Origin of the sequence: Mycolicibacterium chubuense (assembly GCF_001044255.1) — a bacterium.
Classification (GTDB): Bacteria; Actinomycetota; Actinomycetes; order Mycobacteriales; family Mycobacteriaceae; genus Mycobacterium; species Mycobacterium chubuense.
On record NZ_JYNX01000064.1, the window covers coordinates 19,824 to 41,891 of the forward strand.

Below are 22,068 nucleotides of genomic sequence, written 5' to 3' on the forward strand. Positions count from 1 at the left end.
TGGCGGCGCCGACCGACATCGCGGCCGGCATTCCCGTCACATCGCCTGAGTGAGGTCACCTTCCGTTGGGGCTGTTCTTTGAAATCCTCGGTTTCGCGCTGTTCGTGTTCTGGCTCCTGCTGATCGCCCGGGTCGTGGTCGAGTTCATCCGGTCGTTCAGCCGGGAGTGGCATCCGCGGGGCGCGACCGTGGTGGTGCCCGAGGTCAGCAGAATCGTCCGGCTCCGCTCGGTGGCGCGGCGCGGCTCCTGCCCGGCGTGGGCGTCGATGAGCTGCTCGACGGTGAGCTCGTGGCCGTCGGTGTCGGTCCACGCGACGATGCGCGGCGTCTCGGGGCGCCCCTGCAGCGCACGATCGACGGTGTCGCCGAACTCCTCGTCGTAGATCAGGACGAGGGAGCGGCCCTCGCCTTCGCGCGCCACGACCTCGGCCAGCGCCGGGCCCGCGAACGACGTGTTGAGCAGCAGCACGTCGGCGCCGATCCGGTTGGCGGCGATCAGCGTGTCCACGAAGCCGCGGTGGTTGCGCGCCATCAACGCCACGACATCGGGCTGCCCGCCGGGCAGCGCCTGCAGCGCGGCGGCCAGCGCGTCGGCGCGGCGGTCGATCTGTCGCCAGGTCAGGATGCCGATCTCGTCGATCAGCCCGGCGCGGTCACCGCAGCGCTGGGCGGCCGCGGCGAATCCCGATGTGACGGCCATGTTCTCGCGCTGCATCGCGCCGACGATGCGCAGGTACTTGTCGGGCCGCATCGGCGCGATGAGGCCCGCGCGCGTCAGCGTCGAGAGCAGGCCGACGGTGCCGGTGATCGGGTCGGCGATGCCCATCAGCCCAGCACCGGCAGCCGGCGCTGCGCGGCGAGGTCGTCGAGCGCGCGCTGCATCACGTGCCGGATGTGGGCGTCGACCTCGTCGATGTCGGGGTTCTCCCCGAACTGGGCGACGATGTCGATGGGCGGCAGCGCCTGCATGGTGATCTTGGTGGGCAGAGGCACGTTGACCGGCAGCACGACCGACAGCCCGAACGGGAAGCCGAACGAGACGGGCAGGATCTTGGTGCGGAACGCCCGCGCGATCGGGCCGAGCGCCTTGGCCACGTCGGTGCCGCGGCTGAGGAACAGCTGGCTCTCCTGGCCGCCGATGCCGACGGTCGGCACGATCGGCACCCCGGCGTTCAGCGCGGCCTTGATGTAGCCGGTGCGGCCGCCGAAGTCGATCTTGTTGGCCGCCAGCGTCGGCCGGTAGACGTCGTAGTCGCCGCCGGGGAACACCACCACGACCCCACCGGAGCGCAGCGCCTCGTCGGCGTTGTGGTGGTTGGCGGGGATGAAGCCGGTCTTCTTCAGGAACGCACCACTGGGGCCGACCATCAGCAGGTCGTGGCTGAGCGTGTACACCGGCCGGTCGTAGCCGAACTCCTCGTAGAAGCCGCTGGCGAACACCGGCACGTCCATCGGCAGCAGTCCGCCGGAGTGGTTGGCCACCACCAGCGCGCCGCCGGCCGGGAAGGTGTCGAGGCCGCGGACCTCGGCGCGGTGATAGCCCTTCAGGAACGGTCGCAGCAGCCCCATCACCCGTTCGGTGAGCACGGGATCCCACTTGGTGATCTCGGACGGCATGATGTCGGTCGAGCTCACGGAAGGCCCCCTGGTAGAGACGGACGTCGGACTGGAACGTGTTCTAGTTTTGGCCAGTCTACCCAAGGTGTGGCCGGCGCTGTGCCGACCATCCTGTCACTGCGGGGCGTCGGACAGGTGCGCCTTGACGTTGCGGGTCAGTTCGTCGCCGAGGATCTCCGGCTTGCCGGCGAACAGGCCGTCGAGAGCCAGGCCCGCCACCACCGCGGGATCGGTCTTCTGATCGGCCGGGATGTAGCTGACCATGTCGGTGTCCATGTAGCCGACGTGCAGCGCCGCGACGTGGATGCCGCGCGGGGCCAGCTCCGTGCGCACGGCGTCGGTGAGGGCCCAACCGGCGGCCTTCGCGGCGGCGTAGGCGCCGCTGGTGGGCACGTGCGCCCAGGACAGCACCGACAGCACGTTGAGGATCGAGCCGCCACCCCCTTCGGCGATGTTGCGTTCGATGACGGGCGCGAACGCGCGCACCATGGCCAGCGTTCCGAAGTAGTGCGTCTCCATCTCCAGCCGGATGTCGTCGATCGGGCCGTCGAGCAGTCCGGCGCGAGTGGAGACACCGGCGTTGTTGATCAGCACGGTCACGTCGTGCGCGGTCTCGGCGGCGCGGCGCACCGATTCGGGATCGGTGATGTCGAGCTGCAGCGGGATCGCCCCGGGCAGGTCGATGGTCTCGGGGCGGCGCGCGGCGGCGTACACGGTGGCGCCGCGTTCGAGGAGCTGCTCGGCGAAGCGGCGGCCGAGCCCGCGGTTGGCGCCGGTGACGAGCGCGGTGATGTGGTCGGTGGTCATGTCATCCTCCTCCGGGGCGACGCTGGGTATAGCTTTCTGAACGCAGAGGGCGGGTCCGATAGTCCCGCCGGCCGAAAGCCAGCGGTGTGTCCCGCGCGACGGTAGGTTCATGCTCACTATGGCGGAACCTGGTCGGGGATTCCGCCATAGTGTGTTTCGGGCCGCGGCCGGCTGGATCGCAGCAGGAATTGTCATGGTCCCGGGCCGCGGCGGCGGCGATACTCGGACGCGTGACGGACCCATCGGGGCGCGATCGGCTTCGCGAACTCCTCGACGCGGTGACCGACGTAGGCGACGGCTCGGGAAAGAGGGTTGTCGGTGCGATGGCGCGCAGCAGCCACGCCTCGGAATTCCACTTCTCCCGGGAGGTGCGCCGGCTCACCGGCGAATCCCCCGCGGCGCTGCGGCGTCGCATCATGCTCGAGCGGGCGGCCTGGCGGCTCCAGCGCGGTGAACCGGTGTCGGCCGTCGCCGCCGCGGAGGGCTGGTCCTCGGCCGAGGTGTTCTCCCGGGCCTTCCGCCGGACCTTCGGATGCCCGCCGTCGGAGGCCGCCGCCGTGCACTTCCGGCTGCCCGCGCCGAACGGGCTGCACTTCCACCCGCCACAGTCGCTGTGGCTGGACAGTGCCCGCAGTACCGCCCCGGTGTCCGATGTGACCGCGCTGATGATCGACCACGACCTCGCCGACACCGCGCATCTCCTGAGCCGGGCGGCCCGGCTGACACCGCAGCAGTGGACGGCGCCGATCCGCCCGGCCCAGACGGTGCTCGACTGGGACGGGCCCGAACCCAGCGTCGGGGCCGTGCTGGGCGCGATCGTCTGGACCAAGCAGGTCTGGCTGGCCACCATCGCCGGGGAGGACTTCCCGGCGCGGACCTCGACGAGTCCTGACCTGGTCGACGCCGACGCGCTGACGGCGTTCCACGACGAGATCGGAAAGCGTTGGCGCACAACGATCGCCGACCACACGACAGCCGGCCGGCTCGGCGACACCGTGATCGACGCGCTCTGCGAACCCCCCGAGTCGTTCCCGCTGTACGGGATCGTCGCGCACGTGCTGACCTACTCCGCGCACCGACGCGAACTCACCCGCGCGATGCTCGCCGAGCACGGCGTCGACACCGGCCGCGGTGACCCGCTGGACTGGATGAGAGGGACCTGACATGGCCTGCGTCTACTACACCGCCGCGAGCCTCGACGGCTACGTCGCCGACGAGCACGCGAGCCTGCAGTGGCTGGTCACCCGTGACATCGACGCCAACGGACCGTTCGCCATCGACCCGTTCCTGGCCTCGGTCGGCGCGCTGGTGATGGGCGCCGACACCTACGAGTGGATCCTCACGAACCACCCCGGCGCGTGGATGTACGACCAGCCGTCGTGGGTGATGACGCACCGTCCGCAGATCGTGGCCGCGGAGCACCCCGTGCACACGTTCGCGGGTGAGGCGACGCAGTTGTTCCCGACGCTGCGCGACGCGGCCGGGGACCGGCACGTCTGGGTGGTCGGCGGCGGAAAGGTGGCCGCGCAGTTCGTCGGCGCCGGCCTGGTCGACGAGATGATCGTGTCCTACGCGCCGTGCACGCTCGGGGCGGGTTCCCCGGTGCTGCCGGTGCGCTCCGAATGGGAACTGGTCGCCACGGCCCGCAACGCCGCCTTCGTCTGCGCACACTGGCGTAAAGCCTGACGGGCGCGGCCCGGCGGCATAGTCTGGCCCACCATGGGGCATTACCGCAGCAACGTCCGCGACATCGAGTTCGGCCTGTTCGAGACGCTGGCACTGGAGAAGGTGCTCGCCACGGGCGACTTCGGCGACCTCGACGGCGAGTCCGTGCGTCAGATGCTGCACGAGGCGGCCAAGCTCGCCGAGGGGCCTCTGTCCGAGGCGTTCGCCGAGACCGACCGGCGGCCGCCGACCTTCGACCCCGGCACGCACGTCGTCAGCATCCCCGAGCCGTTCAAGAAGACCTTCCGGGCCTGGCGCGACGGCGAATGGTCGCGCGTCGGCATGGTGGAGGACATCGGCGGCGTGCCGGTCCCGGCGATGGTCGAGTGGGCGGTCAACGAGTTCGCCCTCGGCGCCCAGCCCGCGGTGTTCCTCTACTCGGCCGGCCCGAAGATGGCCGACATCCTCTACGCGATCGGCAATGAGCAGCAACGGCATTGGGCGTCGCTGATGATCGAGCGGGACTGGGGCGCGACGATGGTGCTCACCGAACCCGACGCCGGCTCCGACGTCGGATCGGGTCGCACCAAGGCCGTCGAGCAGCCCGACGGCACCTGGCACATCGACGGCGTCAAGCGGTTCATCACCAACGGCGACGGCGACGACCTGTTCGAGAACATCATCCACGTGGTGCTGGCCCGGCCCGAGGGCGCCGGACCCGGCACCAAGGGCCTGAGCCTGTTCATCGTGCCGAAGTACCACTTCGATCCCGAGACCGGCGAGCTCGGGGAGCGCAACGGCGTGTACGTCACCGGGCTCGAGCACAAGATGGGGCTCAAGGCGTCGGCGACCTGTGAACTGACGTTCGGCCAGCACGGCGCCCCAGCGGTCGGCTGGCTGGTCAACGACACCCACAACGGCATCGCGCAGATGTTCAAGGTGATCGAGTACGCGCGAATGATGGTGGGCACCAAGGCGATCGCGACACTGTCGACCGGCTACCTGAACGCGCTCGAGTACGCCAAGAGCCGCGTGCAGGGTGCCGACCTGACCCAGATGACCGACAAGACCGCACCGCGGGTGACGATCATCCACCACCCCGACGTGCGCCGGGCGCTGCTCACGCAGAAGGCCTACGCCGAGGGGCTGCGCGCGCTGTACCTGTACACCGCCGCCCATCAGGATCCGGCGGTGGCCGCGGTGGTTTCGGGCGCCGACGCCGAGATGGCCGACCGCGTCAACGACCTGCTGCTGCCGGTGGTCAAGGGCGTGGGTTCGGAACGGGCGTACCAGTGCCTGACCGAGTCACTGCAGACCCTCGGAGGATCGGGCTTCCTGCAGGACTATCCGATCGAGCAGTACATCCGCGATGCCAAGATCGATTCGTTGTACGAGGGCACCACGGCGATCCAGGCGCAGGACTTCTTCTTCCGCAAGATCGCGCGGGACCAGGGCGGGGCGCTGCTGCACGTCGTCACGCAGATCCGGGCGTTCCTCGACGACGGCGCGGCGCGTCCCGAGCTCGCCGACGGCCGGGCGCTGCTGTCCACCGCGGTCGCCGACGTGCAGGCCATGGTCGCGGCGATGACGAAATACCTGATCGACTCGCAGGAGAACCCGCGCGAGCTCTACCGGGTGGGTCTGGAGTCGGTGCCGTTCCTGCTCGCGGTCGGTGACCTGCTGCTCGGCTGGCTGCTGCTGCACCAGGCCGAGATCGCGCTGACCGCGCTCGACGGCGACGTGAGCCCGCGCGACCGCGACTTCTACACCGGCAAGGTGGCCACCGCGATGTTCTTCGCCAAGAACATGCTGCCCGGGCTGACGTCGCGCCGGGCCATCCTCGAAGCGGTCGACCTGACGGCCATGGACGTGCCGGAGTCGGCGTTCTAGCCCGCGGCGATGACTTGCGGGTCCGCTCCCGGTCTGCACCCGCATGACCGACGAAACCGCCATCCGCGACGTGCTCGACCGCTGGTTGGGCGCGATCCGCGCCCGTGACCTCGACGGCGTCGCCGCCGCGCACACCGACGACATCGTGCTGTTCGACGTGCCGGTCCCCTACGACGGGGTGTACGGCATCGACGGCTACCGCGCCACGTGGCCGGAGTTCTTCGAGTGGATCGCCGGGGGCGCCGTGCTGGAACTGGTCCGGCTCGACGTCACCGCCGGCGAGACCGTCGCCTACGCGCACGCCCTGTTCCGCGCCGGCATGCCGGAGGATATCGCCGCCCATCCCGAGAAGCGGCTGCGCAGCACGTTCGGGTTACGCAAGGTCGACGGTGCGTGGGTGATCGCCCACGAGCACCACTCGATGCCGCACACGGCCTGACTGCGCGACGCCGAACGTACGGTTTCTGACGGAAATCGCTGGAAATCCGTCAGAAACCGTGCATTTGGCGCGCGATCAGAGGGGTCAGGACGGGGTGTAGCCGAACGGCAGCAGGATCGACTTCGGCTCGCAGTACGCCTCGATGCCCTCGGTGCCGTTCTCGCGGCCGATGCCCGAGTTCTTGTACCCGCCGAACGGGGCGCCCGGGTCGAACGCGTACATGTTCACCGCGTAGGTGCCGGTGCGGATCCGGCGGGCGATCTTGAGCGCCTTCTCGTTGTCGGTGGTGTACACCGACCCGGCCAGCCCGTACACGGAGTCGTTGGCGATGCGCACCGCGTCGTCCTCGTCCTCGTAAGGGATCACCGCGAGCACCGGCCCGAAGATCTCCTCCTGGGCGATCGTCATCGAGTTGTCGACGTCGGCGAACACGGTCGGCTGCACGTACCAGCCGCTGTCCAGGCCCTCGGGGCGCTCCCCGCCGACGACGACGCGCGCGCCCTCCTCGACACCCTTCTTGATGTAGCCCTCCACGCGCTCGCGCTGCTTCTCGCTGATCAGCGGGCCGATCATCGCGGCGGGGTCGGTGGGCAAGCCGGGCAGCATCCCGGACACCGCGGCCGAGAGTTTCTCGACGACCTCGTCGTAGCGCGAGCGCGGCGCCAGGATGCGGGTCTGCCCGACGCAGGCCTGCCCGGAGTTCATCAGCCCCGAGAACACCAGCATCGGCAGCGTGGAGTCGAGGTCGGCGTCCTCGAGGATGATCGCCGCCGATTTGCCGCCCAGCTCCAGCGTGCACGGCTTCAGCTTCTCGGCGGCGATCTTGGCGATCTCCTTGCCCACCGCGGACGAGCCGGTGAACGTGAACTTGTCCAGCTCCGGGTTGGCGGTCAGCGCGCGGCCGGTCTCCGGGCCGCCGGGCACGATCGACAGCACGCCCTCGGGCAGCCCGGCCTCGGCGAACGCCTCGGCCATCGCGAACACCGACAGCGGGGTCTCGGCGGCGGGCTTGAGCACGATCGTGCAGCCGGCCAGCAGTGCGGGGCCCAGCTTGTTGGCGGCCAGGAAGAACGGAACGTTCCAGGCGGTGACGGCGCCGACGACACCGATCGGCTCGCGCACCACCAGCGTCTGGCCGTAGATGCCGTCGCGGATCTCCTGCCAGGTGAACTTGTCGGCCGCGCCCGCGAAGAACTGGAACGCCGACATCGCGGCGCCGTACTGCATCATGTCGACGATCGTCGGCGGCTGCCCGGTCTCCGCGGCGAGCAGGAACTTCAGCTCCTCGGCCCGCTCCTCGAGGATCTTGACCGCCCGCGCCAGCACCTCGCCGCGCTCGGCGGGCGACATCTGCGGCCACGGGCCCTCGTCGAACGCCTTGCGGGCGGCCGCGCAGGCGGCGTCGACGTCGGCGGCGCTCGCCAGCGGAACCTTGCCGACCAGCTCACCGGTGGCGGGGGAGTGCACCTCGATCACGTCGGAGGTGGCCGGCTCGACCCACTTGCCGCCGATGAACAGCTTGTCCCATTCGGTCTTGAACGCCGTGCTCTGTGTCATGGACGTCACATTACCTACGATCCGGCGGAAGTAGAACCTGTTGCAGTTCGCGGATTCAGGGCGGGGACAACACCAGCACCAGGTTGCTCACCGTGAATTCCCGCAGCCCGGGCACCTTCGTCAGGTTCCAGGCCCATCGCGGGTGGTAGCGGGGAAAAGCGGCGACCAGCGCGCCGGTGCCCGCCGCCCACCGCAGCCCGTCGCGGGCGTGCACGGCGAACAACGACGAGCCGTAGTCGTTCTTGGGTCGATGGCCGTGCCGACGGGCGTACCGGTCGGCGGCGCGCCGGCCGCCCAGGTAGTGGGTCAGCCCCATCTCGTGGCCGCCGAACGGCCCCAGCCACACCGTGTACGACAGGATCGCCAGCCCGCCGGGCCGGGTGACGCGCAGCATCTCCGCGCCGAGCCGCCACGGCTGCGCGACGTGTTCGGCGACGTTGGAGGAAAGACAGACGTCGACGCTGCCGTCGGCGAACGGCAGCGCCATCCCGGAGGCGCGGACGAACGTGCCCGCGCGCCGGTGGGTGCGCGGCGCCGCAGCGTGCATCTCCCGCGGGTCGGGTTCGACCCCGAGGTAGCGCATCCCGGCGTCGGTGAACGCCGACGCGAAGTAGCCGGGGCCGCCGCCGACGTCGAGCACGGTCAGGTCGGCCGGATCGGTGCCGGTCGCACCGGCCCACAGGTCGGCGACGAGCGCGACGGTGTCGTCGGCGAGCGCGCCGTAGAAACGGTCGGGATCGCTCTGCTCGAAGCGGAACGCCGAGAGCAACCGCAGCGAGCGCGCCAGCGTCGCCCGTTGGGCGAACAGATCCGTAGCGACCACCCGGTCACCCTAGGCACAGCGCTAGTCTGAACACCGATGTCCGCCCCCCTGAACTCCGTGTTGCTGCTGTGCTGGCGCGACACCGGCCACCCGCAGGGCGGCGGCAGCGAGACCTACCTGCAGCGCATCGGCGCCCACCTGGCGCGCTCCGGAGTCCGCGTCACACTGCGCACGGCGCGCTACGACGGGTCGGCGCGGCGCGAGGTCGTCGACGGGGTCGAGATCCAGCGCCGGGGCGGGCCCTACTCGGTGTACGTGCGCGCCGGGTTGGCGATGGTCGCGGCCCGCGTGGGGGTGGGCCCGCTGCGGCACGTGCGGCCCGACGTCGTCGTCGACACCCAGAACGGGCTGCCGTTCCTGGCCCGGTTGGCCTACGGCCGGCGCGCCGTCGTGCTGGTGCACCACTGCCACCGTGAGCAGTGGCCGGTGGCCGGGCCGGTGAAGAGCCGCATCGGCTGGTTCGTCGAATCCCGGCTGTCGCCGCGGCTGCACCGGCGCAACCAGTACGTGACGGTGTCGCTGCCCTCGGCGCGGGATCTGACCGAACTCGGGGTGCGGGCCGACCACGTCGCGGTGGTGCGCAACGGCGTCGACGCCGCGCCGCAGGCCAGCCTGACCGCGCCGCGGTCGCCGACCCCCCGCGTCGTCGTGCTCTCCCGGCTGGTGCCGCACAAGCAGATCGAGGACGCGCTCGACGCCGTCGCCCGGTTGCGCCCGCGGATCCCCGAGCTGCACCTCGACGTCGTGGGCGGCGGGTGGTGGGCGCAGCGCCTGGTCGACCACGCCGAGCGCCTCGGCATCGCCGACGCCGTCACCTTCCACGGTCACGTCGACGACGTCACCAAACACGCTGTGCTGCAACGTAGCTGGGTGAACGTGCTGCCGTCGCGCAAGGAGGGCTGGGGGCTGGCCGTGGTCGAGGCCGCCCAGCACGGCGTGCCCACGATCGGATACCGGTCCTCGGGCGGGCTGTCCGATTCCGTCGTCGACGGAGTCACCGGGATCCTGGTCGACGACGCCGAGGATCTGGTCGACGGCCTGCACCGGCTGCTCACCGACCCGGTGCTGCGCGACCAGCTCGGCGCCAAAGCGCAGGTGCGCAGCGGGGAGTTCTCCTGGGATCAGAGTGCCGACGCGATGCGTGAGGTCCTCGACGCCGTGCGAGCCGGCCGCCGCACCAGCGGCCTGGTCTGACGCTGCGCAACCTTGCCCGGCGCTACCATCACCGCATGCCCAGCCCTGTGCAGCGGTATCTCGACTACCGGATGACCGTGGCCGAATGGATCGGCACCGCAGTGCTACTCGGCACGCCGTACCTCGTGATCGGAGTCGCCTACACCCTGATCGGCAACGAGTACCTGCATCGCGCCGAGGGCCTTCGTGCGGCCGCCGCGTTCGCCGGGAGCGTCGTCTACTGGCCGGTGCTGTTGCTCCTCGGGTCCTGTACACCGTGAGCGCGCACCGGATTGAGATCGCGCGCTACACCGCTCGGTGGGGGGACGGCCCGGTGACGATCGGCGATGCGATGGATTTCTGGTCGTTCGCCGCCGGCGCGGCCAACGTGATCATGCAGCTGTCCCGCCCGGGTGTGGGGCACGGTGTCGTCGAGAGCACCGTCGAGTCCGGCAATCTGATGAAGCACCCGTGGAAGCGGGCGCGCACCACGTTCACCTATCTCGCGGTGGCGATCCGCGGCACCGACGAGGACCGGGCGGCGTTCCGCGCGGCGGTGGACGGCGTACACCGGCAGGTGAAGTCCGGACCGTCGAGTCCGGTGCGCTACAACGCTTTCGACCGTGATCTTCAGATGTGGGTGGCGGCATGTCTCTTCGTCGGTCTCGAAGACACCTACCAGTTGCTACGCGGTCCGATGACACCAGAACAACGGGAGCAGTTCTATCGCTCGGCGTGGTCGTTGGGCACCACACTGCAGGTCACCGAGGACCAGTGGCCGGCGACCCGCGACGAGTTCGACGATTATTGGGTTGCAGCCTGCGCGCAGGTCGCGATCGACCCCGTGGTGCGGGACTACCTGATGGACATGGTCGACCTGCGAATGATCAATCCCCTTCTGGCAGCGTCGTTCCGGCCCCTGCTGAGGTTTCTCACGGCGGGCTTCCTGGCGCCGGTGTTCCGCGATGCGCTCGGCGTGAGCTGGGGTGCCATGCGTCAGTGGTGGTTCGAACGGCTCTTCCTGGTGGTCGCCCTCGTCAACCGATTCCTGCCGGAATTCGTGCGTCAGGCCGGCACGTTTCTGCTTCTTGCCGACGTCCGGACCCGGGTGCGTCGGCACCGCCGTCTGGTCTAGGGCATTCGATGGGAATCCGCACCGCCGCCCGCCGCCTGCTGAGCAGACGCGTGTCGGTCTACGACATCGTGGAACTGTCACTGTGGCTCGCGATCCCGTACGTGGGCATCGGACTGACGTGGGCGTTCTTCCAGACGCAGCAGGTCGCCCGGCTCGAGGACGTCTTGACGACCCGGGTGCCGGCGGGCGCGGACATCCTGTCCTATCTACTCGTCGCCGCGCTCTGGCCCCTCGACCTGCTCATGCCGGCCGTCTGCGCCGCGTGATCGGAAGCGGCGCAGTGCCATGGCCCCGAGGCCGACGACCAGCTGCGCCAGCCACACCCCGTGCGCGGCGAGCACGACGCCGCGGTGCGGTGAGGACGGACTGTCCCCGCCGACCCGGTAGACGGTGAGCTCGCTGTCCCGAAAAGCCACGGGCAGAGCCAGATTCGCGCCGGACCCTTCGACGACGACCCAGCCCACACCCGCCGCGGCCAGTTGGTCCCTGTCAGCACCGGCGAGCAGCATCGCCTGGACCTCGCGCGCGTGCACGCCCTCACCCGGCACGGTGCGCCCGCCGATCGACAGGTCGCCCGTGGCGAGCACCTCGGCGCGTAGCCACCGCGGCAGCGGATCGAGCACGGGTGCGGGTCCGGCCCAGGCGAAGCGGCGCATGCTGTCGACGGGCAGCACCGCGACCGGCGCCGGGTCGGTGTCGATCACCGCGGCGGCCTCCCGCCACGCCGGCGGATACTGCCCCGGCCGGACCTTTCCACCCACGCCCCAGACCAGGTCGGGCAGCGTCGCGATCACCGCGGCGCAGCACACCGCGGCGGTGGCGACCACCGGCACCCGGGGCCGCAGCGTGACCACGGCCGCCGCCCCGGCCAGCGCGTAGCCGGGCATCGCCAGCGCGACCCACTTCTGACCGTCACGCACCACACCCAGGCCCGGAACCGCCTCGATCACCGCCTCGACGGCCGCCAGCCCCGGGCCCGTCGCCATCAGCGCGGGCACCGCCACCGCGGCGACCGCGAGCACCAGCAGCGGCACCCCGGCGCGGCGCCGGATCAGCACCGGCACGCCGATGGCCACCACGGCCAGCAGCACGACCGTCGCCACCACCGCGAAAAGGCCTGTGCGCGAGGCGGGTACCGCGTCTGCGTTCCAGATGCCGCCGAGGCCGGCGAGGCTGCCCAGCGTGCCCAGGCCCGGCTCGGCGCGGGCTGCGAACGCACTCACCGCAGGCCCCTGATCCGCCCCGGAACTCCAGCCGTCGGCCACCGCGGAGGCCACCAGCCACGGCAGCGCGGCCGTCGTCGCCGCGGCGAGACTGACCGCCGCGCAGAACAGGCGGGACCTCCCCGGCCCGGGCGCCACCGCGCACGCGAGCGCGACCGTCGCCGCCAGCATCAGGCCCGTCGGCGTCAGCCCGGCCAGCGCCAGCCAGAACAGCGCCGCCCCGATCCCGCCGACATTGCATTCCACGCGGGGAAACTCGTCCTTTTCGCGCGTGGAATACAGTTTCGGCGCGGAACGTAAGGCCAGAACCGACCCTGCCACCCACGGCAGCGCGCCGTACCCCACCAGCAGGCTCCAGTGCCCCTGCAGCAGGCGTTCGGCCACATACGGATTCCAGATCGCGATGGTGGCCGCGACGCACTGCCCGGGCAGGCCCGCGTCGGGCAGCAACGCCGCGGCGAGTCGGGCGGCGCCCCAGCCGGCCAGCCAGATCCCGAGGATCAGCAGCGCCTTGACCACCGCGCCGCCGTCGAGCACCGCCGACGCCCACGCGACCGCGACGTCCTGCGGCAGCGCCCGCGGCGCGGCCTGGGTGAGCCCCAGCGCGGCATCGGTCAGATACGACCGCGGCGTCGACACCGCGTCGCGCAGCAGCAAGTACCCCGGCCCCAGCAGCGGCGCGGTCACCGCCAGCGCCAGCACCAGCGCGTACGCCGGCGCGACCAGCGAGCGGGTGCGGGCGATCAGACCGGTCTGTCCGGCGGCAGATCCGTCGGCCGCTGGGCGGGGAGTTTCTCGGTCTTGGCCTCCGCGCCGGGGACCGGTTCACCCTCGTCGCCGCGCCCGCCGAAGAACCGGTTGCCGGTGTCGTCCAGGCCGGGGTCGATCAGCATCGATTCGGCCCGCAGGCTGAACGAGCCCAGCAGCGCGCCGCCGATCAGCAAGACCAGCCCGAGCGCGGTGAACGTGATCGGCAGGATGCGGCCCCACAGCGCCACCCGGTCGCGCTCGTCGAACGCCGCCGCCACCTGGGATTCCACCGACTCGTCGTTGGTCGTCACCGTGTAGTCGACGAACGTCACCTCGGGCTTGAGCGCCTCGCGGGCGTAGTAGTGGTAGCCGCGGTCGGTCTCCTTGACGATCGTGCCCGACACCGGATCCACCCAGAAGGTGCGCTGCGCGGCGTAGTAGCGCGTCATCGTGATCGATTCCTCGGGGTCGCCCTCGAGGCCCCACAGCGCGGCGCGCGCCGTGACCTGGCTGTCGGCGTCGTCGTCGTACAGCGAGGCGTACTTGACGGGTTCCACCAGCTTGCCGTCGTTGTCGAAACCGACGTTCTGGGTGAACTTGTAGGCGGTCAGCCCGTTGACGTCCTCTTCACCGGCGTAGTTCGCGTCGTACGGCTTCTGCGCGATCGGGTCGAAGAACGGGTAGGTCTTCTTCTGCGTGTCGAACGGGAAGCGGTAGGCCAGCCCCTCGTGGGGCAGCGCGATGTTCGTCGGCGGGTTCTCGTCCTCGATGGCGCGCGGCTTCTGCACGGCACCGCCGGGGTTGCTCTCGCTGGACACCGCCTCGGCGGTCTTGCGGTCCAGGGTCACGGTGTCGACCATCGCCAGCAGCAGGCCCTTGTCCTGCTGCTGGTCCGACCGCCGCAGCGTGTCGCCGACCTGCAGCGTGACGACGTCGGCGTTGGCCGGCGACTCGACGCTGATCTGCTGCTGCATCACCACCGGGACGTCCTTGTTCACGACGAACTTCTGCGTGTTCAGGGACGCGGGGTCGAAAGCGTCACCGGTGCCGTCGCTGACCAGCGTGGTGTCGATGTCGAGCGGGATCTTGGAGATCTTGCCCTTGGTGTACGTCGTCAGCAGCAGCGCGGCGATGAGCAGGGCGGCGCCCAATCCCATGATTCCGCACGCGGCAAACCTCAGCGCAACTGCGCGGTTCAATACCGTGTCTCCCTTCGCGCGCGGCAAAACCCGTTCGACCCTAACAGCACAAGTTAAGGCCCTCAGTAGCAAGCAGTGACAAGCACCTTCGGGCAGCCCGCCGGGCCTGACTACCCGTTTTCCGCCGGGCGACGCCGGAGGCGCACACTGGTCGTCGTGACCGGATCCGAGACGGCCGCCGGCCCCAGCGCCGTCGGCGGCACCCGGGGGTTCCTGCCGGCGGTGGAGGGCCTGCGCGCCTGCGCGGCCATCGGTGTCGTCGTCACCCACGTGGCGTTCCAGACTGGTCACACCACCGGGGTGACGGGCCGGCTACTGGGTCGCTTCGACCTGGCGGTCGCCGTGTTCTTCGCGCTGTCGGGCTTCCTGCTGTGGCGCGGGCACGCGGCCGCGGCCCGGGGGCTACGCAAGCGGCCGGCGGCCGGCCACTATCTGCGGTCGCGGTTCGTGCGCATCATGCCCGGATACCTCGTCGCGGTCGTGGTGATCCTCACGCTGCTGCCGGACGCCAAGGCCGACGCGACGGTGTGGCTGTCGAACCTGACGCTGACGCAGATCTACGTGCCGCTGACGCTGACCCCCGGGCTGACCCAGATGTGGAGCCTCTCGGTGGAGGTGGCGTTCTACATCGCGCTGCCGTTCCTGGCGCTGCTGGTGCGCCGCGTCCCGGTGCAGGCCCGGACCCCGCTGATCGTGGCCGCCGCGGTGGCCAGCCTGTTCTGGGTGCGAATCCCGTTCGACCCGGCGTCTGGGCACAACCTGTGGAACTGGCCGCCGGCGTTCTTCTCCTGGTTCGCCGCGGGCATGGTGCTCGCCGAGCTGACCGTGTCGCCGGTGGGGCTGCCGCACCGGCTGGCGCGCCGACGGTGGCTGATGGCGGCCGTGGCGGTGACGGCCTTCCTGATCGCGGCGTCACCGCTGGCCGGCAAGGAGGGGCTGCAGTTCGGCACGATCGGTCAGGTCACCGTGAAGACCGCGATGGGCGCGGTGGTGGCCGGTGCGCTGCTGGCCCCGCTGGTGCTCGACACCCCCGACACCGCGCATCGATGGATCGGGCACCCGACGATGGTGACGCTGGGCCGCTGGTCCTACGGCCTGTTCGTGTGGCATCTGGCCGCCCTGGCGATGGTGTTCCCGCTGCTGGGGGAGTTCGCGTTCAACGGGCACTTCGCCCCGGTGCTGGTGCTGACCGTGGTGTTCGGGTTCGCGATCGCCGCGGTCAGTTACGCGCTGGTGGAGTCGCCGTGCCGTAACGCGCTGCGCCGGTGGGAGCGCCGCAACGATCCGACCCCGCTGGACAGCTCCGTCGACGACGTCACCGAGCCCGCCGTCGCGAGATGACCTCGTCCCGCACCGCCGACCGGCGCGCCTTGCCGGCGTCGTCACGCAGCGGACGGTCGGTGAACTCGACGGTGCGCGGCAGCTTGTAGCCCGCCAGCCGGTCGGCGAGGAACGCCGTCACGTCGGCGGCGTCCAGACCGGGCGCCTGGACGATGACGTGCGGCACCTGGCCGAGGTCGTCGTCGGGCACCCCGACGGCCAGGCTGGACAGCACCCCGGGATGCTCGGCCAGCGCCGATTCGATCTCGGCGGGATACACGTTGCGCCCGCCGACGGTGAACATGTCGACGCGGCGGTCGGTGAGATAGAAGTATCGGTCCGCCCCGAAATCTCGGTAGTAGCCCAGGTCGCCCAGCGACTCCCAGCCGTCGCGGCTCGTGGCGGTGCTGCCGACGTAGCGGTAGGTGGGCCGGGCTCCGGGCGCGCGGCGCATGTAGATCTCGCCGGCCACGCCGGGCGGGCACTCGTTGCCGTCGTCGTCGAGGACCTTCATCTCCCCGGCGACCACCACGCCCACCGAGCCCGGATGGCTCAGCCACTGGTCGCCGGAGATGAAGGTCAGCGCCTGGAGTTCGGTGCCGCCGTACAGTTCCCACACCTTTTCCGGGCCCAGCAGCTCGATCCAGGCACGCTTGACCGCGGGCGGGCACGGCGCCGCGAGATGCCAGAACCGGCGGATCGACGACAGGTCGTAGGCGTCGGGGTCGGCGCGGTACACCGGCAGCAGCCGCTGCATGATCGTCGGCACCGTGGTCAGGAACGTCACCCGGTGCTCGGTGACCAGCCGCAGGAACTCGTGCGGCTCGAAGCGCGGCATCACCACCAGGTGGTGGCCCTGCAGCAGGCCCACCGCGAACGTGGTGAAGCCGGTGTTGTGGCTCAGTGGCACCGAGATCAGCGAGACGTCGCCCTCCTGCGCCCCCAGTGGCGTGCCGATCGCCGCGGGGATGCGGCTGTCGTTGCCGGCCTCGATCAGCTTGGGCCGCCCGGTGCTGCCGCCCGAGGCCATCGACTTCCACACCGGCGACACCGCTTCGGGCAGCGGCGCGTCCGAGACGTCCTGTGCCGGCGTCGCGGTCGTGGTGGGGGTGACGCCGGTGGGGTCGGCCCGGCCGACCAGAAGCGCCGGGCGCCGCAACTCGAGCAGTGCCGCCAGCTCGGCGTCGGGCAGCCGCGCCGACAGCGGTTGGGGCACTGCGCCCAGCTTCCAGCAGGCCAGCACCGCGTAGATCCAGTCCAGCGAGTTGGGTAGCAGGATCGTCACGTAGTCGCCGACCCCGACGCCGCACGCGGCGAAGCTGCGCGCCAGGCGGTTGGTGGCGGCGTCGAGCTGGGCCCGGGTCACCGTGACGCCGTCGCACGTGGCGGCGGGCGCGTGCGGGTGCTGCGCGGCCAACGCCGAGACCTGGGTGCCGATCGGAGGGACGGGGGAGGTCATGTCAGTCATCCTGGCCGCTGTTCGTGTCCGTCGGCCAGGGAACCGCCGAGACGGCGACCGCCACCACCGAGATCAGGGCGAGGAACTGCACCCACGGCGAATGACCGACGTAGCCGTCCACCGAGCGCCACGGATTCTGGCTGAGCACCGCCCCGGCCAGGATCAGCCCGCCCGCCGCGCCGACGACAGTGATTGTCTCGCAGAGCTTTTCGCGCCGCCGCAGCAGGTGTCGGGCGCCGAACGCCGATGCCGAGAGCGCGGCGCCGACCGGANCGCCGCGCCGACGACAGTGATTGTCTCGCAGAGCTTTTCGCGCCGCCGCAGCAGGTGTCGGGCGCCGAACGCCGATGCCGAGAGCGCGGCGCCGACCGGACCGGAGATCACCGTCGCGGCCAGTGTCGCCGCGACGCCGACGGCGACGAGGTTCGGTGCCCAGGGCCGCGCCGGCGGAAGCGGGTCGCGGCGGCGGGCCGGTGCGAAGGCCAGCACGAGCAGCAGGGGCAGCAGCGCGAGGCCGCCGATCAGCCCCGCGCGGTAGGCCGTGTTGGCGGTGAAGGCGAGCGTCACGGCGCCGCTCGTGCCTGCGGGCAGCAGCCAGCCCTGCTGCCAGCCGTTGACGGTGACCGCGCGCAGCGCCGTGCCGTCGCCGCCGCGGGCGGACCACCCGGGGTTGATGCTCTCGGGCACGACGAGAATGCGTGTCGAGTCCGACGGCGCGACGTCGACCTCGCGACGGTCGTTGCGCCACAGCGGCGTGCCGACGGATTGTGGTGTGGCGGTGCGGACCTCGCTGTCCCGGGGTGTGGTCAGCGCGACGCCGTCGACGATGAGCGCCGACCCGGGACTGATCACGAGCTCCTGCTGGCCGGCGGGCAGTGTGATCGGCTCGCCACGGCACGGCCGGGCCGGGATCGGCTTGTTGTCCAGCAGGTCGCCGACCGTGGTGCGCACCGAGGTCGGGATGAACTGCCCGGCGACGCCGATGATCGGGCCTCGTCCGCAGTCCAGCGTGACGGTACGCGCCCGGTTGGCGGCGGCGTCGGCCGCATCGATGGGAACCCCGCGCGGGTCGAGCGCGACCACCTCGGCCAGGCCCGGCGGCTTGAGCTGATCGAAACCCAGTGCGGTGCGGTCGATCACGTCGTGCCAGTCGAGCAGGGAGATGGTGATGGTGTCGGTCAGGCGCGGCTTGATCCGCAGCGTCTCCGTGCCGTCGGTCAGACGGCGCACCTGGGGGCCGTCGCCGAGATCGATCGCGATCATCGTCGGATGAGCCGGCAGCGCCGACTCGCTCGGTGTCACCCGCAGCGCGGAAACCATATGCGGGGAGGGAAGTTTCAGCACCAGCGTGGCCGGGATGTGCCCCTGGACCACGCGCTGGGGTGCGGTCCACGCGGTGGCGGGATCACCGTCGGTGGCCGCGTACGCCGAGCCTGTGACGTCGATCAGGTCGGCGTCCCCGCCCGCGCGCGTGGTGTTCGGTTGCGCGATCAGGTCGGCCAGGTTGGGTCCCTGCCGGGCGCGCACCCACACCGTCGGTGTCACCTCGGTGGGGCTGGGCACGGTGAGCGTGCGGCTCAGGTTGACGGGTTCCTCGGAGGCCAGGGCCATCGCGGCGGCGCACCGGTAACCGGTCGGGCTGGCGGCGCAGCCCGGCCGGCCGAGCAGTTCGGTGCCCAGATCCCATTGCGCCACAGCCGAACCCGGGGGAGGGCCGGGCACCTCGACGGTGTGCCGCAGGTTGACGGGGTGGGCGAAGCCGTTGGCGTCGTACTGGGTCACCGACAGGTCGGTGATGCCGAACTGCACCCCGGGTGATCCGTCGTCGGTGGCCACCGCGGTGATGCGCACCCACGGCGACTCCCCGTAGGGCAGCGCGACGGTCACCGGCTTGCCCGGCTCGTCGAACCGGACGGTGCTGGTGCCGGTGACCGTCGACACCTCCAGCCGGCGCACCTGCGCGCCAACGGCGGTCGCGCTGGGCGTGATGGTGAGCGTCGCGTTGGTGACCGGATGGTCGAAGTCCACCTGCAACCACTGCCCGACCGCGCTCTGCAGGGAGTTCGACACCCAGCTGGTCGACGAGTCGCCGTCGATCGCGGCCGGCGGCCCGGACGCCGGCGAGACATTGGGCAGCGCCGTGGAATCCGAGGCCGCACTCGACACCGTGAGCCGGCCGCCGCCCCACGCGCCCGACACCGGATCGGTTCCCGCCGAGGGGTAGTCGGGCACGCGGTTGAACGTGTTGCGGGCGTCGCCGGCGGCACGCACCGACGAGCTGTGGTCGTCGACGCGGCCGTAGTCGGTCTCGCGCGCCATCGGGGTGTCGGTGACGGTGACGACGGGCGCGGGCAGTCCGGCCCGCAGCGCGTCCTGGGTCAGCAGCGCGGGGCCCAGCGGTGGTCGGCCGGTCAGCCGGCGGCGCTCGTCGAGCCGCAGCAGCGATTCGGGCGCGCCGTCGACGCGCGGCATGGCGTCAGCGTCGACGACATACGGCGCCATGGCGTTTCGGGCGCCGTCGACGCGGTAGATCTCGACGGCGGGGTAGCGCGGCCGCAGCCCGCTGTCGGTGATGAATCCCTCCAGGGTGCCGGGACCGACGGGAGCGCCGAACTCGGCGACCTTCGTCAGCCCCGGCGAGCCGTCGATCGCCCGGTGCACCAGGATCGGCCGGGCGGACCTGCTGGTCTCGGGATCGAGGTCATTGCGCACCACCACGTACGAAATGCCCTGCCGGACAAGGGTGTCGGCGAGACCCGCCGAGGGGCGGCCGGCGGCGAAGAGGCGCTGCACCGCGTCGAGGGCGCGGATGGTCTCCGGCGGCGTCAGCGGGATCGAGTCGCGCACGCCCCACGGGCTGTCGCCGAGCACCTGCAGCGGCTCGTCGTGGCTGTTGCCCCAGACCTGCGTCGCGAACGGCGCACCGGGCGCGACGAGCACCCGTCCGCCGGAGTTGTTGGCGTCCAGCCACGCCGCGGTGTCGTGCCAGTACTGCGGGATCGCGTCGAACGCACCCGGTGCGGTGAGCCGGCCCGTCCACGCCAGCGACGTGGAGGCGAGCAGCGCGGCGAGCACCACGATGCCGACGGCGACTCGCTTGTCGGACTCGGGGTGCGCGAACGCGCGCCGCCACACCGGCCGCGGAACGCTGCCCGGCAGCGGCAGCCGGCCGAGCAGATGGGCCACACCCAGCGCCAACGGCAACCGCAGCAGCGGTTCGAGCTTGTGCAGGTTGCGCAGCGGGGTGCCGTCGGCGTCGAGGAACGCCTGCACCTGGTGGGCGATCGGGGAGCCCAGCCCGCCCGAGTAGCCGGCGGCCAGCAGCATCACGCCGACCAGCAGCATGGTCACCAGGCGCCCCCGGGCCGGCATCGTGCGCAACGTGAGGCCCGCCAGCCCGCCGGCCGCCACCAGCGTCGTCGCGATCACCGCGGCCGATCCGGTGACCAGCGACGCACCCGCCGTCGCCGTCGGCGCCACATACGGCGTCCACGCCCCGGTGCCGCGCAGCATCTCCGTCAGCGACATCCACTGGGTGGTGACACCCGAGGACTCGATGAAGTCCAGGAACGGCGGGCTGATGCGGCCCAGCTGCAGCAACGCGACCACCCACCACGCCACCGCCAGCGCCACACACGGCAGCCACCACACGACGAAGCGCCGCCACACCGGGCCCGGCCGGTGGCAGAACAGCCACACCACCGCGCACAGGCACGCCGTCAGCGTCGCGACCGCGTTGACCGCCCCCATCAGGGCGACCGCAAGCGCCGAGCGCGCCGCCAGCGTGCGGATCCGGGGGTCGCCGCGCAGGACCAGGATCACCGGCAGCAGCACCCACGGCGCCAGCATCATCGGCAACGTCTCGGACGAGATCGCCCCGATGGTGGTCAGCACCCGCGGCGACAGCGTGAACGCGACCGCGCCGATCACCCGCGAGGTGGTGGTGCCGATGCCGAGGGCCTCGGCGACTCGCAGCACCCCCCAGAACCCCGCGACCAGCAGCAGCGCCCACCACAGCCGCTGCGTGATCCAGCCGGGCACGCCCAGCAGGTCTCCGGCGAGGAAGAACGTGCCGTGCGGGAAGAGGTAGCCGTACGCCTGGTTCTGGGCCTGGCCGAACGGCAGCTCGCTGTTCCACAGCGTGAACGCGCGCGTCAGGAAGCGCAGCGGATTGGCGGTGAGATCGAGCTTGGTGTCGGGGGAGATCTGGCCCGGGGACTGGGCGAAGGTCAGGACCAGTGCCGCCGCGGCGGCCACCCACAGCCAGCGCCGCGACAGCGGCCGGGTCTGCTCAGCTACGGTCGCCGTACTCGACCCTGTTGAGCACCGACGACGCCGGATCGCCCGCCTGCAGCGGAGGCCGGGTGTCCTGCTGCACCATCAGCGTCACCCCGAACACGGCTGCCGCGCCCAACAGCAGGCCGACGACGATGCTGGCCGCCGCAGGTACGAGGAACCGATCCATGGGCCTCAAACTAGCACGGGCGTCTCATGGCTCCGGGGGCACGATCAGCACCGGCCGGTGCCCCCGGCGCCGGACGTGATCGGCCACGCTGGACTGCACCAGCGAGCGCAACCCGGTGGTGGCCCGGGTCCCGGTGACGATCAGATCGGCGTCGACGTCGTCGGCGACGGCGATGATGGTGCCCCACACCGTGTAGGTCTGGGCGACACACAACGGTTCGGCGGGCAGGCCCGCCGCCACGGCCAGCTCGACCCCGGCGGCGTTGGTGCGCTGCGCCTCGCCCAGCGCGATATCCGCCTCGTCGGCTTCCGGCGGATCCGGCGGCCCGTCGAGGTCGAATGCGGTGGGCTCGGAACCGCGGTGCAGCGGCGACCACACCGTCAGCACGACGGCGCGGTCGACGGTCAGGAAGCGGCTCGCGTAGTGCACCGCGCGCCGCGCCGCCGGCGAACCGTCGAACGCGATGAGCACGACGGTCTCTTCGGCTGGCATCGGTCCCCCTTCTCGCGCCCGTCCCCTCAGACTATGGCCGCGGGCCGCGTTGCC

General features: G+C 71.3%; 18 protein-coding genes and 3 pseudogenes. 10 read left to right on the top strand and 11 right to left on the bottom strand.

What is annotated here, in order from left to right; translation table 11 throughout:
- Positions 1 to 65 precede the first annotated feature (65 nt).
- Positions 66 to 206: pseudogene (locus MCHUDSM44219_RS31340) on the top strand (YggT family protein); the annotation flags it as partial.
- Here MCHUDSM44219_RS31340 and MCHUDSM44219_RS29215 read toward each other — a convergent pair.
- The 3 genes and pseudogenes from MCHUDSM44219_RS29215 to MCHUDSM44219_RS24150 form a co-directional block, all read right to left on the bottom strand.
- Positions 191 to 826, bottom strand: a pseudogene (locus MCHUDSM44219_RS29215) (AMP-binding protein); the annotation flags it as partial. The pseudogenes MCHUDSM44219_RS31340 and MCHUDSM44219_RS29215 sit on opposite strands and share 16 nt — an antisense overlap.
- Complete coding sequence (locus MCHUDSM44219_RS24145) at positions 826 to 1,617, bottom strand: 1-acyl-sn-glycerol-3-phosphate acyltransferase (RefSeq protein WP_413783644.1); 792 nt, start codon at positions 1,615 to 1,617, stop codon at positions 826 to 828. The pseudogene MCHUDSM44219_RS29215 and the gene MCHUDSM44219_RS24145, both read right to left, overlap by 1 nt.
- A 114-nt stretch (positions 1,618 to 1,731) precedes the next feature.
- Complete coding sequence (locus MCHUDSM44219_RS24150) at positions 1,732 to 2,424, bottom strand: SDR family oxidoreductase (RefSeq protein ID WP_048420811.1); 693 nt, start codon at positions 2,422 to 2,424, stop codon at positions 1,732 to 1,734.
- Positions 2,425 to 2,654: 230 nt separating this feature from the next.
- Between MCHUDSM44219_RS24150 and MCHUDSM44219_RS24155 the strand changes: the two genes are divergently transcribed.
- The 4 genes from MCHUDSM44219_RS24155 to MCHUDSM44219_RS24170 are packed head-to-tail and all read left to right on the top strand — an operon-like array spanning position 2,655 to position 6,418.
- The gene (locus MCHUDSM44219_RS24155) at positions 2,655 to 3,587 is read left to right on the top strand and encodes a helix-turn-helix domain-containing protein (RefSeq protein ID WP_048420812.1); all 933 of its coding nucleotides are present in this window, start codon (positions 2,655 to 2,657) and stop codon (positions 3,585 to 3,587) included.
- A gap of 1 nt (position 3,588) precedes the next feature.
- Positions 3,589 to 4,110 (top strand): dihydrofolate reductase family protein, encoded by a 522-nt coding sequence (locus tag MCHUDSM44219_RS24160; protein WP_048420813.1) that lies wholly within the window; start codon positions 3,589 to 3,591, stop codon positions 4,108 to 4,110.
- Positions 4,111 to 4,143: 33 nt separating this feature from the next.
- Positions 4,144 to 5,979: an acyl-CoA dehydrogenase gene (locus MCHUDSM44219_RS24165; RefSeq protein ID WP_048420814.1), complete on the top strand. Its 1,836-nt coding sequence runs from the start codon at positions 4,144 to 4,146 to the stop codon at positions 5,977 to 5,979.
- Between the two features lie 43 nt (positions 5,980 to 6,022).
- Positions 6,023 to 6,418 carry a YybH family protein gene (locus MCHUDSM44219_RS24170; RefSeq protein ID WP_048420815.1) on the top strand — a complete coding sequence of 132 codons (396 nt, stop codon included), beginning with the start codon at positions 6,023 to 6,025 and terminating at the stop codon, positions 6,416 to 6,418.
- 84 nt (positions 6,419 to 6,502) lie between these two features.
- On the opposite strand, the gene MCHUDSM44219_RS24175 is transcribed toward MCHUDSM44219_RS24170, so the two are convergent.
- Complete coding sequence (locus MCHUDSM44219_RS24175; protein ID WP_048420816.1) at positions 6,503 to 7,975, bottom strand: aldehyde dehydrogenase; 1,473 nt, start codon at positions 7,973 to 7,975, stop codon at positions 6,503 to 6,505.
- 55 nt (positions 7,976 to 8,030) lie between these two features.
- Entirely contained in the window at positions 8,031 to 8,798 is a 768-nt protein-coding gene (locus tag MCHUDSM44219_RS24180; protein ID WP_048420817.1) for a class I SAM-dependent methyltransferase, read from the bottom strand.
- A 36-nt stretch (positions 8,799 to 8,834) separates the two neighbouring features.
- Here MCHUDSM44219_RS24180 and MCHUDSM44219_RS24185 point away from each other — a divergent pair, with 36 nt between their 5' ends.
- From MCHUDSM44219_RS24185 to MCHUDSM44219_RS24200, 4 genes are read left to right on the top strand one after another with little or no spacing between them, the layout of a single operon-like run.
- A complete protein-coding gene (locus MCHUDSM44219_RS24185) occupies positions 8,835 to 9,992 on the top strand; it encodes a glycosyltransferase family 4 protein (RefSeq protein ID WP_048420818.1) in 1,158 nt (385 codons plus the stop codon).
- A 35-nt stretch (positions 9,993 to 10,027) separates the two neighbouring features.
- Positions 10,028 to 10,252 carry a hypothetical protein gene (locus MCHUDSM44219_RS24190; RefSeq protein ID WP_048420819.1) on the top strand — a complete coding sequence of 75 codons (225 nt, stop codon included), beginning with the start codon at positions 10,028 to 10,030 and terminating at the stop codon, positions 10,250 to 10,252.
- Complete coding sequence (locus MCHUDSM44219_RS24195) at positions 10,249 to 11,106, top strand: oxygenase MpaB family protein (RefSeq protein ID WP_048420820.1); 858 nt, start codon at positions 10,249 to 10,251, stop codon at positions 11,104 to 11,106. The genes MCHUDSM44219_RS24190 and MCHUDSM44219_RS24195 overlap by 4 nt, the downstream gene beginning before the upstream one ends.
- 8 nt (positions 11,107 to 11,114) lie before the next feature.
- Positions 11,115 to 11,372 (top strand): hypothetical protein, encoded by a 258-nt coding sequence (locus tag MCHUDSM44219_RS24200; RefSeq protein WP_048420821.1) that lies wholly within the window; start codon positions 11,115 to 11,117, stop codon positions 11,370 to 11,372.
- Here MCHUDSM44219_RS24200 and MCHUDSM44219_RS24205 read toward each other — a convergent pair.
- Together MCHUDSM44219_RS24205 and MCHUDSM44219_RS24210 are read right to left on the bottom strand one after the other, a co-directional pair.
- Positions 11,313 to 13,031, bottom strand: a complete 1,719-nt coding sequence (locus MCHUDSM44219_RS24205) for an MmpA family trehalose lipid delivery protein (RefSeq protein WP_109777947.1) — start codon at positions 13,029 to 13,031, stop codon at positions 11,313 to 11,315. The genes MCHUDSM44219_RS24200 and MCHUDSM44219_RS24205 overlap by 60 nt on opposite strands.
- A gap of 41 nt (positions 13,032 to 13,072) precedes the next feature.
- Positions 13,073 to 14,278 carry a cell envelope lipid trafficking protein PgfA gene (locus MCHUDSM44219_RS24210; RefSeq protein ID WP_048420823.1) on the bottom strand — a complete coding sequence of 402 codons (1,206 nt, stop codon included), beginning with the start codon at positions 14,276 to 14,278 and terminating at the stop codon, positions 13,073 to 13,075.
- Between the two features lie 147 nt (positions 14,279 to 14,425).
- Between MCHUDSM44219_RS24210 and MCHUDSM44219_RS24215 the strand changes: the two genes are divergently transcribed.
- Positions 14,426 to 15,619 carry an acyltransferase family protein gene (locus tag MCHUDSM44219_RS24215; protein ID WP_109777949.1) on the top strand — a complete coding sequence of 398 codons (1,194 nt, stop codon included), beginning with the start codon at positions 14,426 to 14,428 and terminating at the stop codon, positions 15,617 to 15,619.
- On the opposite strand, the gene MCHUDSM44219_RS24220 is transcribed toward MCHUDSM44219_RS24215, so the two are convergent.
- The 4 genes and pseudogenes from MCHUDSM44219_RS24220 to MCHUDSM44219_RS24230 all read right to left on the bottom strand — a co-directional run bounded on the left by MCHUDSM44219_RS24220 (position 15,594) and on the right by MCHUDSM44219_RS24230 (position 22,014).
- Positions 15,594 to 17,057: an AMP-binding protein gene (locus MCHUDSM44219_RS24220; protein WP_048420825.1), complete on the bottom strand. Its 1,464-nt coding sequence runs from the start codon at positions 17,055 to 17,057 to the stop codon at positions 15,594 to 15,596. The genes MCHUDSM44219_RS24215 and MCHUDSM44219_RS24220 overlap by 26 nt on opposite strands.
- A 273-nt stretch (positions 17,058 to 17,330) precedes the next feature.
- Positions 17,331 to 21,335: pseudogene (locus MCHUDSM44219_RS24225) on the bottom strand (alpha-(1->3)-arabinofuranosyltransferase); the annotation flags it as partial.
- Between the two features lie 13 nt (positions 21,336 to 21,348).
- Entirely contained in the window at positions 21,349 to 21,522 is a 174-nt protein-coding gene (locus tag MCHUDSM44219_RS29220) for a DUF2613 domain-containing protein (protein WP_070356595.1), read from the bottom strand.
- 24 nt (positions 21,523 to 21,546) lie between these two features.
- Entirely contained in the window at positions 21,547 to 22,014 is a 468-nt protein-coding gene (locus tag MCHUDSM44219_RS24230; protein WP_048420826.1) for a universal stress protein, read from the bottom strand.
- Positions 22,015 to 22,068: the final 54 nt, after the last annotated feature.

Coding starts and splice junctions, on each gene's coding strand:
- MCHUDSM44219_RS24145 (WP_413783644.1), bottom strand. CDS start 1,617: ATGCCGTCCGAGATCACCAAGTGGGATCCCGTGCTCACCGAACGGGTG.
- MCHUDSM44219_RS24200 (WP_048420821.1), top strand. CDS start 11,115: ATGGGAATCCGCACCGCCGCCCGCCGCCTGCTGAGCAGACGCGTGTCG.
- MCHUDSM44219_RS24190 (WP_048420819.1), top strand. CDS start 10,028: ATGCCCAGCCCTGTGCAGCGGTATCTCGACTACCGGATGACCGTGGCC.
- MCHUDSM44219_RS29220 (WP_070356595.1), bottom strand. CDS start 21,522: ATGGATCGGTTCCTCGTACCTGCGGCGGCCAGCATCGTCGTCGGCCTG.
- MCHUDSM44219_RS24150 (WP_048420811.1), bottom strand. CDS start 2,424: ATGACCACCGACCACATCACCGCGCTCGTCACCGGCGCCAACCGCGGG.
- MCHUDSM44219_RS24185 (WP_048420818.1), top strand. CDS start 8,835: ATGTCCGCCCCCCTGAACTCCGTGTTGCTGCTGTGCTGGCGCGACACC.
- MCHUDSM44219_RS24175 (WP_048420816.1), bottom strand. CDS start 7,975: ATGACACAGAGCACGGCGTTCAAGACCGAATGGGACAAGCTGTTCATC.
- MCHUDSM44219_RS24165 (WP_048420814.1), top strand. CDS start 4,144: ATGGGGCATTACCGCAGCAACGTCCGCGACATCGAGTTCGGCCTGTTC.
- MCHUDSM44219_RS24230 (WP_048420826.1), bottom strand. CDS start 22,014: ATGCCAGCCGAAGAGACCGTCGTGCTCATCGCGTTCGACGGTTCGCCG.
- MCHUDSM44219_RS24160 (WP_048420813.1), top strand. CDS start 3,589: ATGGCCTGCGTCTACTACACCGCCGCGAGCCTCGACGGCTACGTCGCC.
- MCHUDSM44219_RS24220 (WP_048420825.1), bottom strand. CDS start 17,057: ATGACCTCCCCCGTCCCTCCGATCGGCACCCAGGTCTCGGCGTTGGCC.
- MCHUDSM44219_RS24170 (WP_048420815.1), top strand. CDS start 6,023: ATGACCGACGAAACCGCCATCCGCGACGTGCTCGACCGCTGGTTGGGC.